Below are 13,317 nucleotides of genomic sequence, written 5' to 3' on the forward strand. Positions count from 1 at the left end.
CCCGCCCCGTCTGCAACTGCCATGGAAAGCAGCGCAAGCCCCCCCGACTTGAACATTGTTCAAGTCGGGGGCTTTTCGTGTACATTGGTGCCAGCAATTGAACACCGTTCAAGAATGGCTGCACCTTGGCAGGCAGCCATCCAACCAGGCGAAGGAACCCATGAGCATCCCCGCGCAGCGCACCGACACCGCAGATTTCACCGAGCTGGCCGCACGCATCTCCGCTGGCCACCAGCTCACCGCAGCAGAGGCCCTCGGGCTGCTGGCCATCAGCGACGCGCAGACGTCGGCGCTGGTTAGTGCGGCCGGGGTGCTGCGGCGCAAGCATTTCGGCAACACCGTGAAGGTCAACTACCTGGTCAACCTGAAGTCCGGCTTGTGCCCCGAGGACTGCACCTACTGTTCCCAGCGCCTGGGTTCCAAGGCCGAAATCCTGAAATACACCTGGCTCAAGCCCGGCGAAGCGGTGCGCCAGGCAGGTTTGGGCATCGCCGGCGGCGCCTCGCGGGTCTGCATGGTCGCCTCCGGCAAGGGACCCACGGACCGCGATGTGCAACGCGTCGCGGACATGATCGGCGCATTGAAGGAAGAGCATCCGCAGGTCGAGGTCTGCGCCTGCATCGGCATCCTGAAGCAGGGGCAGGCCCAGCGGCTCAAGGAGGCCGGCGCCGACGCCTACAACCACAACCTGAATACGGCCGAGTCCCTCTACCCGGAAATCTGCAGCACCCACAGCTTCGCCGAGCGCGTCTCCACCGTCCAGCAGTCCAGGTCCGCCGGCCTCTCCCCCTGCTCCGGGCTCATCGTTGGACTGGGCGAAACTCCCGAGCAGCTGGTCGAGGCGATCTTCGCCTTGCGCGCACTGGAAGCCGATTCCATTCCGGTGAACTTCTTGATGCCTTTCGACGGCACCCCGCTGGAAGGCACCTGGAACCTGACCCCGCGCGCGTGCCTGCGGATCCTGGCCGTAGTGCGGCTAGCCTGCCCGGACAAGGAAATCCGGATGGCCGGCGGACGCGAAATGCACCTGCGTTCCTTGCAGGCCAACGCCCTGGAAGTGGCCAATTCGCTGTTCCTCGGCGACTACCTGACCAGCGAAGGGCAGGACGCGAAAGCCGACCTGGCAATGATTGCCGACGCGGGGTTCGTGGTCCTGGGCCAAGAAGGCCAGGACCCGGCGCAGCTGGCCAGGACGCTGCGCGAAGCCGCCGGCCATGCTTCGCGCCAGCCGGAGGATGCGGGCAACGCCGGGGCCAGCGGGTGCAGCGGATCGTGCTGCACCTCCGTTGCTTCCCCGGCCTGCGGCAGCGCCTCCTCGGGCTGCGGCACCGGCACGGCCGAACCGGTGCTCCGCCGCCGCGGCGCCGGCACCGGGGAAAGCCCGCACGCCTGATCGCCGCCATGCCGGCCTCTGCCTATGCCGAGAGGTCGGTGGGCAGGGTGAGAATCTCCGCGCCAGTTTCCGTGATGGCAATGGTGTGCTCGGTGTGCGCCGTGCGGCAGCCGGTGGCGCTGCGCAGGGTCCAGCCATCGCGGTCGGTCACCAGCTTGCTGGTATCGGCCATGACCCACGGTTCGATGGCCAGCAGAAGACCGGGACGCAGCGTGTACCCGCGTCCGCGGCGGCCATCGTTGGAAACGTGAGGATCCTGATGCATGGTGCTGCCGATGCCGTGGCCGCCGAATTCCATGTTGACCTTGTACCCTTCGACGGTCAGCACCGATCCGATGGCGAAGGACAGGTCGCCGATCTTGGCTCCGGGACGCGCCTCGGCGATGGCGGCAGCCAGGGCGCGCTGCGTGGTCTCGATCATCTTCAGGTCTTCTGCACGCGCAGCCGTGCCGACAATGAAGCTGATCGCCGCGTCGGAGGCGATGCCTTTCAAGGTGACGGCCAGATCCAGAGTGAGCAAGTCGCCATCGGCCAGCTGGTAGTCGCGAGGCAGTCCATGGAGCACCGCATCGTTGACTCCCGTGCAGATGTAATGGCCGAAGGGGCCGCTGCCGAAGGACGGGGCGTAGTCGACGTAGCAGGAGACCGCGCCGGCCTCCTCGATCATTTCCTTGGTCCAGGCGTCGATTTCCAAGAGATTGGTGCCGACCTGCACGCGGTGCTTGAGCGTATTGAGGATGTTTCCGACAAGGCGTCCGGTCTCGCGGGCGCGCTCTACTTCGCTGGCTGTGAGAATCTCGATCATTCCAATTACTATACCGGTATTTTAATACCGGTATAATGGTCTCATTATGGTCAGACTGCCGCTTACCGCCCGGGAAATCGAACAGGGCAAGAACCTCGGCGCGCTGCTTCGGCAGGCACGCGGCGAACGAACAATCCTCGACGTCGCGATCCAAGCCGGCCTCTCCCCCGAAACCCTGCGGAAAATCGAAACCGGCCGCGTCGCCACTCCCGCTTTTTCCACCATCGCCGCCATCGCGGCCGTACTCGGCCTCTCCCTTGACGCGATCTGGTCCGCACTGGACGAGACCAAAGAGTCGAACCGGCCCGAAAGCCCCATCCTGTCGCATTGATTGCCTGAGGTCCCTGGCGGCGGAATATCCTCCCGAGATTACTTGTTGCCTCAAGCATGAAGAACATCGGATTCTTGTCCTTCGGCCACTGGACCGACCACCCGCAATCAGGCACCCGCACCGCCTCCGATGCCCTGCTGCAGGCCATCGATCTGGCGGTCGCCGCCGAGGAGCTCGGCGCGGACGGCGCCTATTTCCGCGTGCACCACTTCGCCCAGCAATACGCCTCCCCGTTCCCGCTGCTGGCTGCCATCGGCGCGCGAACCAGCCGCATCGAGATCGGTACCGGCGTCATCGACATGCGCTAGCGCATGTCTAGGTTGTAACACTGGACGATATGCGCCCACCATGTCCGGCCAGTCGCAACGTTAGCGGTGACTGTCATTAGCACGGCAGCCATCGTCGCAGCTCTCAACCCCCCGCTCGCCTGTGAGCACCGCGACCGGCGCGGCGCAGCATGCGTCGCCTTTCCACGCCTCGATACCCTCGCGGACAGCAAACACGGCGATCACCAGCGCGGCTACCGAGTCAGCCCAGGCCCAGCCGAGCAGGCTGTTGAGCAGCAGGCCTGCCAGAAGCGCGGCGGACAGGTAAGTGCAGATCAGCGTCTGCTTCGAGTCCGCCACCGCTGACGCCGAGCCGAGCTCGCGGCCCGTGCGGCGCTCGAACCAGCTCAGGAACGGCATGACGACCAGGCTTAGTCCGGCGATGGCGATGCCGACCGGGGAGTGCTCCGGCTCCCGTAGCCCGAGCAACGACAGCACCGCGTCCACGCTGACATAGGCAGCCAGGGCGAAAAACGATACCGCGATGACCCGCAGCGCAACCTTCTCCCGATTCTCCGGGTCGGGCGCGGCGAACTGCCACGCGACCGCAGCCGCGGAGAGCACCTCAACGATGGAGTCGAGTCCGAAGCCGATCAGGGCCGAGGAGGACGCGGCCCGCCCTGCAAGGAGAGCGACGACCGCCTCGATTACGTTCCAGGTGATCGTGATCGCGACGACGATCCTGATCCGCCGACGAAGCACGTCGCGCCGCTCGGGGGCAAGCGCCGCGGTGGTCACTGTCCGGCTCCCGCATCGCAACAGCCCGGGAGGGAGCACTGCGGGTCGATACACGGGGAGCTCTCATCCACAGCCAGCGTCACATCCACGAGCGCCATCAGCGCCGCCGCGAGATGCGGGTCAGCGATCTCGTAGCGCGTCTGCCGCCCCTCCGGCTCGGCGACTACGATCCCGCAGTCGCGCAGGCAGGTCAGGTGGTTCGAGACGTTCGAGCGGGTCAGCTCCAGCTCGCGCGAGAGCACGACCGGGTAGCTCGGGCCGTTGAGCAGGGTCATCAGGATCCGGGAGCGCGTCGGATCGGCCATGGCCCGGCCGAGCCGGTTCATGACATCGAGGCGTGAAGCAATGGTCAGCATGCACTGAACTATACAGCGGTGACTGACTCATTGTCGCCCCACTCATGCTTCCGCACTCGATCCATGCGCTTGCCGTAGCGCATATCACCAGTCGTGACACCCGCTGGTTCAAGCTGCCGCCCACTGCTTCGCAGCGGCTGCCCTTGATTCCCCGTGCCTGACTTAGTCGATGGTTGTCAGCAATTCTGATGGATGCACGCTGAGGCCATTGGCAATCTTCACAATGATGTCCAAGGTGGGATTCCTCCGACCGCGCTCGATACCGCTGACATAGGTACGGTCGAGTTCAAGGTGGTTGGCAAAGGCTTCCTGAGACGTAAACCCCTTGGCTTTCCTCAACTCCCGAACTTGGTCGCCAAACGCGCGTCGATGCTCAGGAATGTTCATATATCAAGCTTTTCGATTATGATGACCATGAGACAACGGACTATGAGTCACATATATGAATATCTACGCAAGGAAGCCATGACCTCAATCACCATGACGATGAAGCGAATTCCTGCCTTTGGAACACTGGCACTTGCCACTCTTATCGCACTGACCGGGTGCAGCGGTGGAGCAGGAGCCGATGCAAACACCGCCGGCAACAGCAGTGCCGGCGAAGCACCGACCGAGTACATCGGCGAGGCAAGTGTCAACGACATCGACGAGAACGAGCACCGGATCGTTGTTCTGGATGGCTCCACGATCACGGTTACCGAGCACAAGTGCAGCGAGATCGACGACAGCGACACTAGCGTCGGACAGCTCAACGAAGCTCGTAATCAGGTGGTCTGGACGCAAGAAGGCAGCTTCTCCGGCTCCGACATTGTCTCCATCGTCGATGGAGCCATATCCATTGACGAGAAAGCCTACTTCGAAAGCAGCAGCGAACAGGCAAAGGAGCTGATAAATGTCCGGCAACAGAACTGTTCCAACTAACAACTGAATACATGAAAATAGAGAACCCCCGAGATCACTTCTCAAGGGGATTCTCTATTGGCAATTGTGAACAATAGCCTCCCGGCGGGCTGCCGCCCACTGCTCCGCAGCGGTTGCCCTCGACAGATGGGTCGTGTGTGATGATGGGATTCATGGATATGCCAGTGCCCGACCGAGCCTTTGGCCATAGCGAAGCGCAGTTGCGTGCGCTGTTCGGCTCTGAGTTCCCGTGCTTCGACAACTATATGAACATGAAGGCGACGGCCCGCGACGCCGACGGTCTGGTGTTCTTCACTGCGGACGTCACGAGGTATCTCGAGATCCGGGGGCTCGAACGGCCTTAGCCGGACCGAGGTCGGTCTACTTGCGCCACCTCGGCCACTTCGGCATTCCGCGACCCTTCCAGGTCTCCACCAGGCCAGCGGCCCAGCGGACGGATGCGAAGAGCCCGTATCCGGCTGTCAGAGAACCCACGACGAACACGAGCCAGCGCCCAATGCCAAGCCACAGGTTCCCATCCACGTTCTGTGCCCACTGAGCACCGGTGATCAGCCCGGCGATAACCATCCAAATCCCAGCGACGACCACGAGCACCGGCAGGAGCGCGAGGCTCATTGCGGCGACCGCTGACCAGAGCTGGCGTGCTTCCAACTTCGACGTAGCCGCCAGGATCTTTTCGGCCCGCGCATTGGCTGCATCGAGGTTGGCCGTAATCTTGGTAGAGGCCTCACCTGCGACCTGTTCGACAGCCTTCTCAGCCCGTTCCTCAAAGCGCTTCTCCATCCGCTGCACCGCGCCACCGACCTGGCCAACAAGCGTCTGGTTCGCTGCAGCCTGCGCCTTGAGCCCCTTAATCGCCGAGTCCGTAGCCGCGCGATTCTTTTGCGTCTCCGCGACCAAGATCTGCGACGCGGCGTTCAAGGCTTCGCCGTTCAGACTCTCGGCGAACACGCCGAGCGTATTCGCGATCTCTTTCTGCCCGTTCGCGATACTCGCGATCTTCGCGGACACGTCGCTGGAGGGCGAGGAGATCGGTGCCGTGATCCGCTCCATCCGCTTCGTCGCCTCCTCGTCCATGACCTTCACGTACCCCGCGAGCTTCTTCTGCTGCTCGGTCAGCCGGTCGAGTCTCGCGTTCTGCGCCTCGACGGCGGCGAGGATCGAGTTCAAGGTCTCCGTCGTCTGCGGACTGCCGAGCTGCTGCTGCTGCGCGTCCTGCTCGTTCTGCTGCTTCAGCCTGTCGAGTGCTGCGCTCATGTTCCTGCTCCTTCTGGCTCTGGTGGTAGTCGAAGAACGCCTGTGCGCCCTCCGGGGTGAAGTCCTCGGACAACCGGGACGTGAGTGCCCGGCGCTCTTTGCGCCGTTCGTCCACGACCTCGATGTGCAGCGTCCACTGCTCCTTGCCCGTCTTCTTGTTGTTCCTGGAAGACAGCCGCATCCGCGGCATGCCTTCTTGCTGGTTCTGCTCTTCGATGACTTCCCGCAGGCCGTCATTGTCAACTGAGCGCGGATCGCGCAGCGCCTGCTCGAAGCGGTCGCCCATCATCCGATCCGGTGACCCTTCGGCGAAGTCCTCCCGGCGGAGCTCCCAGTCCTTCGGCGCAAGCTGTTGTTCCTTCGCGATCGACAGCCCGTGCTCGCGCATCAAATCGTCGTTCGCCGACTTGACGCCGCGCTGGCCGCCTTGATCCGGCCTGTCGTAGAACGTGCGGTAGTCGGACAGCGCCTTGCCCGTGACGTCATCGTGGTTCGCGACCAGGATGTGATTGTGGGGCTTGCCGCCGTGCCCGTCCGTATGCGTCACCACGAGGCACTGCGCATTCGGATGCATCTTCTTCGCCAGCAGGTAGCCCAGGTCATTCACCTGCTGCACCTGCTCGGGGTCCTTCGGATCAAACTCCTCATCGCTGAAGGACTGCCGGTAGTGCAAAGCCTCGACCTCGCGGTTATGCGCCTCAGCCAGCGCACTAGCCCGCTGTGAAAAGACACCCAATGGACCCACTGCATCACCGGAAATCGCAGCCGCCCGCTCGTCCTTCATGCCCCGGACGTATCGCTCCGAGCTGGCTGCATCCTGGCTCCCGCTGTAGTGCGTCGTGCTCATGACGCGAGCCTGTCGCCGAGCAGCTCGCGCACCTCGCGGAGCAGCTCCACCAGCTCAGGCACCTCAGCGGAGAGGGTCACTGCCTCGCCAGCGCGTGCGCGCCTGTCCAGATCGTTCACGTTGATCGCCAAAGGACGGATCAGCGCGCCCAGATGGCGAGCTGTGGCCGATGCCTCGACATGCGACTCCTGGACCAGCAGAGCCACTGCCAAGGCTGCGTCCAGCTCATCCGTCCGGCGCTGGTCCAAAGCATCCCGCACGACCGCCCGCACCCACGAACTCGCATCCAGCCCGAGCCTCTTCGAACGAGTTCGAACGGCATCGAGGGTGGCTGCGTCGTACCGCGTATCAAGGTGCGGTGATCCACGACGCTGACCCTTCGGGCCCGCTTTCGTGGATGTTGCATCAGCTGTGTCTTCCTTCGGATCTGCTGCAACGCAAGCAGTAGCCCTGTCGGACACTTCGCTGGCGCTCGTGTCCTCCATGGCTGCTTGCGAGGGGCGTTCCGCCCCTTCGATCCCCTGGAAAGATGTGGTGCTATCGCTGCTCATCGCGCACCTCCAGCAACAAGCAGACCGCCGTTTGCACGGAGGCGCTCGACCTTCGCGTCAAGCATCTTCTGCTTGTCCTTTGCCCGGCGCTGACGCTCCTCATCGGAAAGGGCCGGGCACTCGTTAGAGTGCCGCGCGTACAAGCCGGACTGACGTAGCGAGCAAGTGCACAGCTCCAGCTCCCGGCGCTCAGCTTCAAGCTTCGCCAACTTGCTCCGCTGCTGTGCCTCGATGACCTCGCGATTCTGCCGCGCAACCTCCTCGGCGGCGGCGATACTCGCCTGTCTGTGTCGATCGCTCTCCTCGGTGGCAGCAACCTCGATGGCCGCCTTCTGCGCGAGGTACGCAGCCAGCTCGGACTCCGGGATCTGCTCGATCACGTCCCTGTTGTTCTCCATGAGGATCGACACGGCAAGGAATCGGGCGGCATCTTGAGCGCCCTTCACCACTGCGACCGGAGCCATCTCGTGCGTTGTCGTGATCTCGCCCAGCGGCTCGCCCTGGCGATTCAGTACCGGCTCGATCCGGCGCGCAGCATTCACCGTGACTCTGCGGATGCTCACGAGCATCTCGGCCCGGATCATCGGATAGTCCTGGTGATCGTCGCCAGTCAATCGCACAGACTCCGGGATTGACACTTCGACCGCCCAGCCGATGCGGCGCAAGAACTCGTCGATGTCCACTGGCGGAAACTGCTTCATAGCCTGGGCGTTGAACGCCAGCACGTCGCTGGGTTTGCGCGCCTTCATCGTGAGCCCGAGCGACTGCGGCGTCTCCGTGCTCGACATCATGATCAGTCGCGGAGCGACCACTTGCCCGCTGCGTGTGTGCCGCTTGTACGCCTCCGTGGCGCGGTGGTTGTCCGTGTACCTCAACGTTTCGTCGTACGTCGGCGTGATGTCGAAGCGGGCGTCATCATGATGCGTGATCTTCGCGTCCCCAACGGCTTCCAGAGCGTTACGCCCTGGAGGCTGCACGTACGGCCAATCGCAGCCCGCCAAAGCCACCAGTGCCTGAGTTTGCGCGGCGACCTCATCCGCAAGGATGCCTTTGCCCGACCCTTTCGGTCCGCAGATCGCCAGCACCGACTTGTGCCACGCTGTACCAAGTCCCTCGGCGACCAGTGCACCCTGCTTCTGCTCGAAGCGCGAGCGGAGCAACTGCAATCGCGGCAGGTCATCTGCGAATGCGTCTCGATCAGCAACCTCCGCTGCATCGAGCGGCATCCCGTCCATGACTGCGCGCCGAAGCTTCCGCTTTCGAGTGATGAGGCTCTTGCCGCCCTCGGCAGCCGACACGCGGCTGGCCAAGTGGGCGTCCAGCTCGGTGCTGAAATTGAAGTTCGCAACGACTCGCCCGCGCCCATACTGGTACTTACCCGGATTGCCATCCTGAGTACTGTCCGTCAAATAGGTGCGCTCGGTCTGGTGCACGCCGGCAATCGCATCGGCGCGCCGCGACTCGTGCGGCAGGTACTCGCAGAAGTCAAAGAATGCCTTCGGAGCAGCACCAGAGCCCTTGTGCTCGTCCCCGCCTTCCTGGGCCGTAACCTCCCTCGGCACCCGCACGCGAGCGCTCGGGATCTGAAGCGCGTTCGAGACTGTACGGATCTTCGGGCGCTTGTCGTCCTTGAACAACAGCACGAGGTGCCAGTGCAGACCTTTGAGACCGATGCACCGGCAGTCCACACTGCCTTCGTCCACTTCCACGAGTCGATCGAGAGGGTGGGCAATGAACGCCGACCACATCGATCCGTACTGGTCATCGAGGAGCGCGAGCCCGTTCTCGAGCTGTTCCTGGCTGTAGATTGGCACACCCGTCTCCGGATGGTTCGCGTATTGCATCACCGAGAACACCCGCGAGAGCGTCTGAGCGCGTTTCACCTGGCCAGACGTCTCAGCTGCCTTCTCGGCTTCGAAGAAGGCGCGGGCAGCCTCGATGTGCTCTGGCGACGAAGGCACCTGGAACGGCTCCACGTCATCGCTGGGATCGGCTCCCGGCACGTCGAAGGCGGAGTAATCCACTGGGGTATCCGTTGGAGCAGACGAGGTATCCGTTTCTGAAACGGATACGCGCGAACCCAAGGAGTCGCGCGTGCACACAGGCCCCTGACCTGCGAAAACGTCGTTTTCGTTGGTGTCTTCGTTGGTCGTGTATCCGATATCCGTTTTCTGAGCGGAATAAAATTCCGGCTCAAACCCCATATTTTCGCCATTCGGAACGGCGACGGGCAGCCCGCCTCCGGCGGGTGCCAGGCCAGGCCCTCCGGGCGGGGTCAGGTCGGCGGAGACGGGGGCGTTGGTGTTGTTGGCGGTGCTCATTGGGCACCTCCCTTGCCGTAGCGCTTGATCACGGCCTGGTGGGTGACACCGAGGGCGTCCCCGATCCTCGCCCAAGTCACCCCATCGGCGCGGGCGGCGGCGACGCCGATCTCGACAGCCTCCTCCAACACGGAACGGAGCACACCGAGGTCGCGGAGACGGGCCTCGGAGTCAGCGAGGGACGGGTCGCCCAGACGCCAGTGGAACGCCTCAACGTGATCGAAGGCGGCGGTGTTGGCGCTCATCGGGCGTCACCGCCCATCACAGATGCGACAGCGGCACGCTGACGCGAGGTCAGCGGCGTAAGTGACAGGCGCTCACCGACCAAGCGACCAGCAGCACGGGCCGCGGCAATGACAGGATTGTGGCTATCAGCCTGCGGAGCGGGGGTTGAACCCTGGTTGAGCCCAGGGCGATCCAGCGCGAAGGCGCGGGGAACGTCGATAACGACAGACATCGGAAGACCTCAAACATGAGAATGCTTCCGGTTCCCCGCCACGCTAATTGGGCTGTTTGACCGGCTACTCATCCGGGAGTAGAACCGCCAGCTTCTAAGTCTGGCCCCCGGTGGGATCTTCTGATTGCAACCATTCTCCCACAACTCGATTCACCAATACAATGGTGTGTCGAAAAGCGAGTCAGTCCTTTCGCGGCTCTATCAGAATGAGACCAGGGTCAAACCGAACATGACCAGGCACGATGGGCTCGATAGTCACCGTTACCAGCTCGTCTACAAGCATCCGGCGGCGGTCCATGTCCAACACTGACCACTTCTGCCCAACAGCCTCACGACGCTCATGGGATCCGATCGGATCACCCACGTCCTCCAGCAACTCAGCGACGACAGACAGTGAGCGGTCCAGCAGAGTCGAGTCGATCTCATCGATGCGAGCTTTCAAGTCGTTGATCGCCGCCGTGATCTCCAGGACAGGCTGGTGGATGTCGCGGAGTAACGGACCCAACTCCTTCACACGCTCCACGAAGGCGTTCCGCTCGGTCAGCAGTGCATTGCGGTCGATTCCGGAGTTCTCCACGGGCATGACGAGGTCATGCACGTCCAACGCTGAAAGGCGGGTAAGCACGGCTTCCTCGACCATCACGTCCACTGGCTCGCGCTGGCGGGAGAGATGGAAGTGCTGACCGCACTTGTACGTCCCGACGCCCCGGCTGTTCTTCCCGGCGACTAGCGTCCCGCCGCACTTCCCGCACAGGCCGATGCCCGAGAGCAGATACTTCGGCTGGTTCCCCTGCTTGTCGGCCCTGCGTGCGTTGTCCTCCAGCTTCGCCACCGCGGCCCTCCACGTCTGCTCGCCGACGATCGGCGGGAACGCCTCGCCCTGGACGGGGTACAGCTCGCCCGAGGCGTAGTGCTTGATGTAGCCAGAGTAGAGCGGGTTCGCCAGCAGGTAGCGCACTGCGTCGATGGAGAACTCCGTCCCGCGCGCGGTGAGGTGGCCGGCGGCATTGAGGTCCTCGCGGATGCGCCGGATCGGCAGCGACGGCTCGCCGAGGAAGGCATCGAACGCCTTCCTCACCGCATCGGCCTGCTCCGGGATCACCTCGCCCTGCTTCGTCCAGCCGAAAGCCGTCCAGGCGGACACCGGCATACCCTCGGCCCGGCGGCGCTCGTTCGATCGGATCTGGCGCTCGGCCTTGCGTCGCGCCTCGAACCGCGCGAGAGCGGCAAGCATCGTCGCCCTGAACTCACCGTCCGCCGTCGACAGATCGATCTCGCCGTCCACGGTGACGACCCGCAGGCCGAGGTCGATGAGGGTATTCAAGTCCTTCGTACTGCGCAGGAGGCGGTCCATATCCACGGCGACGACCATCGAGAACCTGCCCGCCTCGGCATCCTTGAGCATCTCGGCCCACTTGGTGCCCGCACGACGCTTCTTCGTAGCCGACACCGCGTTGTCCTCGTAGACCTCGACGACCTTCCAGTCCTTGGCGTCGGCCAGCGACCTGATCTTCCGCAGCTGGGTTTCGATCGTCCAGCGGTCGCCCCTTCGGTCCATGGAGGCGCGCACGTAGGCCGCCACCTCGTTCGTCTTCCTCAGAGATACCAGCTCGACCATGCAACCAATGTTACAACCTAGACATGCGCTACGAGAACCCGCTGTACATGGCTGAGGATGCAGGCTCCGCCGACCTGATTTCCAATCGCCGCCTGCAGCTGGGCATCAGCCGTGGTTCGCCCGAGCAGGTCATTGACGGCTGGCGCCACTTCGGCTTCGAGCCGCGCGAGGGCGAACCGGATGCCGATATGGGCCGCCGGCATACCGAGCGCCTGCTCGAGGTGCTTTCCGGGGAAGGCTTCGCCGAGCCTAGCCCGAACCCGATGTTCCCCAATCCCCCGGGCCTGCTGCGCATCGAGCCGCATTCGGACACCTTGCGCGAACGCATCTGGTGGGGTTCCGGATCCAATGCCACTGCAGTGTGGGCCGCGAAGCTGGGCATGAACCTGCAGAGCTCCACGCTCAAGGACGATGAATCGGGCAAGCCCTTCCACGTCCAGCAGGCCGAGCAGATCCAGCTCTACCGCGACGCCTGGAAGGAAGCCGGCCACTCACGCGAACCGCGCGTCTCGGTGAGCCGCAGCATCTTCGCACTGACCGATGAGCGCGACTGGCAGTACTTCGGCCGCGACCGCTACAGCTCGGACCAGATCGGCAACATCGATGAGAAGACCCGTGCGGTCTTCGGCAAGTCCTATGCCGGGGAACCAGATGAACTGGCCAAGAAGCTGGCCGAAGACGAAGCCATCGCCGCGGCGGATACGCTCCTTCTCACCGTTCCAAACCAGTTGGGCGTGGACTACAACGCCCACGTCATCGAATCAGTGCTCAAGCACGTGGCCCCGCTGATGGGCTGGCGCTGAACCGGCTCATTCGTTACGCAAACCCCTTCCCCATTTATTCCATTGAGACCCACGCCACTAGGGTAGATCAAAAGACTTAGACATTTGCACGCAGAATCAGGGAGCAACTCATGAGCAAGCCATTGAACGTCGCCTTCATCAAGGCCAGCTGGCATGCGGATATCGTCGACCAGGCCCTGGCCGGCTTCAAGGCCGAGATGGATTCTTCCGGGCAGGAATACACCATCAATGTCGTCAGCGTACCCGGCGCCTACGAAATGCCATTGCAGGCCCAGCGCCTGGCGAAGACCGGCAAGTACGATGCAGTGGTAGCCGCAGCCCTCGTGGTTGACGGCGGCATCTACCGCCACGACTTCGTTGCCCAGGCGGTAGTGGACGGCTTGATGCGGGTCCAGCTGGATACCGATGTACCTACTTTCTCGGTCAGCCTGACCCCGCACCACTTCCACTCGAATGATGAGCACCAGGGCTTCTACTTCGAGCATTTCCTGAAGAAGGGCGCCGAGGCGGCACGCGCGGTTCAGGCCGTGGCAGCTATCGAGCTCTAGGGAATACGCGAAAAACAGGCGTGCTGGCTTGAACGCCGTTGCCAA

Annotated in this window: 15 protein-coding genes and 3 pseudogenes; 7 read left to right on the top strand and 11 right to left on the bottom strand. The window is 63.3% G+C overall.

Translation table 11 applies throughout. The features are described 5' to 3' along the window. Positions 1 to 160: 160 nt before the first annotated feature. Complete coding sequence (bioB, locus tag ACNPM8_RS13105; protein ID WP_448939978.1) at positions 161 to 1,393, top strand: biotin synthase BioB; 1,233 nt, start codon at positions 161 to 163, stop codon at positions 1,391 to 1,393. Positions 1,394 to 1,415: 22 nt separating this feature from the next. Here bioB and map read toward each other — a convergent pair whose 3' ends face one another. Beyond that, the gene (map, locus tag ACNPM8_RS13110; RefSeq protein ID WP_448939979.1) at positions 1,416 to 2,198 is read right to left on the bottom strand and encodes a type I methionyl aminopeptidase; all 783 of its coding nucleotides are present in this window, start codon (positions 2,196 to 2,198) and stop codon (positions 1,416 to 1,418) included. A 46-nt stretch (positions 2,199 to 2,244) separates the two neighbouring features. Between map and ACNPM8_RS13115 the strand changes: the two genes are divergently transcribed. Both ACNPM8_RS13115 and ACNPM8_RS13120 read left to right on the top strand, forming a co-directional pair. Further along, positions 2,245 to 2,529 carry a helix-turn-helix domain-containing protein gene (locus ACNPM8_RS13115; RefSeq protein WP_448939980.1) on the top strand — a complete coding sequence of 95 codons (285 nt, stop codon included), beginning with the start codon at positions 2,245 to 2,247 and terminating at the stop codon, positions 2,527 to 2,529. A 56-nt stretch (positions 2,530 to 2,585) separates the two neighbouring features. Further along, positions 2,586 to 2,834, top strand: a pseudogene (locus tag ACNPM8_RS13120) (LLM class flavin-dependent oxidoreductase); the annotation flags it as partial. 63 nt (positions 2,835 to 2,897) lie between these two features. Here the strand turns inward: ACNPM8_RS13120 and ACNPM8_RS13125 are convergent. The 3 genes from ACNPM8_RS13125 to ACNPM8_RS13135 all read right to left on the bottom strand — a co-directional run bounded on the left by ACNPM8_RS13125 (position 2,898) and on the right by ACNPM8_RS13135 (position 4,336). Further along, positions 2,898 to 3,593, bottom strand: coding sequence for a cation transporter (locus ACNPM8_RS13125; RefSeq protein ID WP_448939981.1), 696 nt, complete (start codon positions 3,591 to 3,593; stop codon positions 2,898 to 2,900). Further along, positions 3,590 to 3,949 carry a Cd(II)/Pb(II)-sensing metalloregulatory transcriptional regulator CmtR gene (gene cmtR, locus ACNPM8_RS13130; protein WP_448939982.1) on the bottom strand — a complete coding sequence of 120 codons (360 nt, stop codon included), beginning with the start codon at positions 3,947 to 3,949 and terminating at the stop codon, positions 3,590 to 3,592. The genes ACNPM8_RS13125 and cmtR overlap by 4 nt, the downstream gene beginning before the upstream one ends. A 162-nt stretch (positions 3,950 to 4,111) precedes the next feature. Beyond that, positions 4,112 to 4,336, bottom strand: coding sequence for a helix-turn-helix domain-containing protein (locus ACNPM8_RS13135; RefSeq protein ID WP_448939983.1), 225 nt, complete (start codon positions 4,334 to 4,336; stop codon positions 4,112 to 4,114). A 78-nt stretch (positions 4,337 to 4,414) separates the two neighbouring features. On the opposite strand from ACNPM8_RS13135, the gene ACNPM8_RS13140 reads away from it, so the two are divergent. Then, positions 4,415 to 4,870, top strand: a complete 456-nt coding sequence (locus tag ACNPM8_RS13140; protein ID WP_448939984.1) for a hypothetical protein — start codon at positions 4,415 to 4,417, stop codon at positions 4,868 to 4,870. 152 nt (positions 4,871 to 5,022) lie between these two features. Further along, positions 5,023 to 5,214: a hypothetical protein gene (locus ACNPM8_RS13145; RefSeq protein ID WP_448939985.1), complete on the top strand. Its 192-nt coding sequence runs from the start codon at positions 5,023 to 5,025 to the stop codon at positions 5,212 to 5,214. Positions 5,215 to 5,230: 16 nt separating this feature from the next. On the opposite strand, the gene ACNPM8_RS13150 is transcribed toward ACNPM8_RS13145, so the two are convergent. The 7 genes and pseudogenes from ACNPM8_RS13150 to ACNPM8_RS13180 form a co-directional block, all read right to left on the bottom strand. After that, positions 5,231 to 6,127, bottom strand: a complete 897-nt coding sequence (locus ACNPM8_RS13150; protein WP_448939986.1) for a hypothetical protein — start codon at positions 6,125 to 6,127, stop codon at positions 5,231 to 5,233. Between the two features lie 439 nt (positions 6,128 to 6,566). Then, positions 6,567 to 6,974, bottom strand: a pseudogene (locus ACNPM8_RS13155) (relaxase/mobilization nuclease domain-containing protein); the annotation flags it as partial. Beyond that, positions 6,971 to 7,525 carry a hypothetical protein gene (locus ACNPM8_RS13160; protein WP_448939987.1) on the bottom strand — a complete coding sequence of 185 codons (555 nt, stop codon included), beginning with the start codon at positions 7,523 to 7,525 and terminating at the stop codon, positions 6,971 to 6,973. The gene ACNPM8_RS13160 and the pseudogene ACNPM8_RS13155, both read right to left, overlap by 4 nt. Then, positions 7,522 to 9,846 carry an RNA helicase gene (locus ACNPM8_RS13165; protein WP_448939988.1) on the bottom strand — a complete coding sequence of 775 codons (2,325 nt, stop codon included), beginning with the start codon at positions 9,844 to 9,846 and terminating at the stop codon, positions 7,522 to 7,524. Before ACNPM8_RS13165 ends, ACNPM8_RS13160 begins: the two co-directional genes overlap by 4 nt. Beyond that, complete coding sequence (locus tag ACNPM8_RS13170; RefSeq protein ID WP_448939989.1) at positions 9,843 to 10,091, bottom strand: hypothetical protein; 249 nt, start codon at positions 10,089 to 10,091, stop codon at positions 9,843 to 9,845. The genes ACNPM8_RS13165 and ACNPM8_RS13170 overlap by 4 nt, the downstream gene beginning before the upstream one ends. Next, positions 10,088 to 10,303, bottom strand: coding sequence for a hypothetical protein (locus ACNPM8_RS13175; protein ID WP_448939990.1), 216 nt, complete (start codon positions 10,301 to 10,303; stop codon positions 10,088 to 10,090). The genes ACNPM8_RS13170 and ACNPM8_RS13175 overlap by 4 nt, the downstream gene beginning before the upstream one ends. Before the next feature lie 181 nt (positions 10,304 to 10,484). Next, positions 10,485 to 11,921 (bottom strand): recombinase family protein, encoded by a 1,437-nt coding sequence (locus tag ACNPM8_RS13180; protein ID WP_448939991.1) that lies wholly within the window; start codon positions 11,919 to 11,921, stop codon positions 10,485 to 10,487. Positions 11,922 to 11,938: 17 nt separating this feature from the next. On the opposite strand from ACNPM8_RS13180, the pseudogene ACNPM8_RS13185 reads away from it, so the two are divergent. Both ACNPM8_RS13185 and ACNPM8_RS13190 read left to right on the top strand, forming a co-directional pair. Then, a pseudogene (locus ACNPM8_RS13185) lies at positions 11,939 to 12,724 on the top strand (LLM class flavin-dependent oxidoreductase); the annotation flags it as partial. 110 nt (positions 12,725 to 12,834) lie between these two features. After that, positions 12,835 to 13,272, top strand: a complete 438-nt coding sequence (locus ACNPM8_RS13190; RefSeq protein ID WP_105657220.1) for a 6,7-dimethyl-8-ribityllumazine synthase — start codon at positions 12,835 to 12,837, stop codon at positions 13,270 to 13,272. The last annotated feature ends 45 nt before the right edge of the window (positions 13,273 to 13,317 follow it).

It is taken from the genome of Glutamicibacter sp. AGC46 (assembly GCF_053543715.1).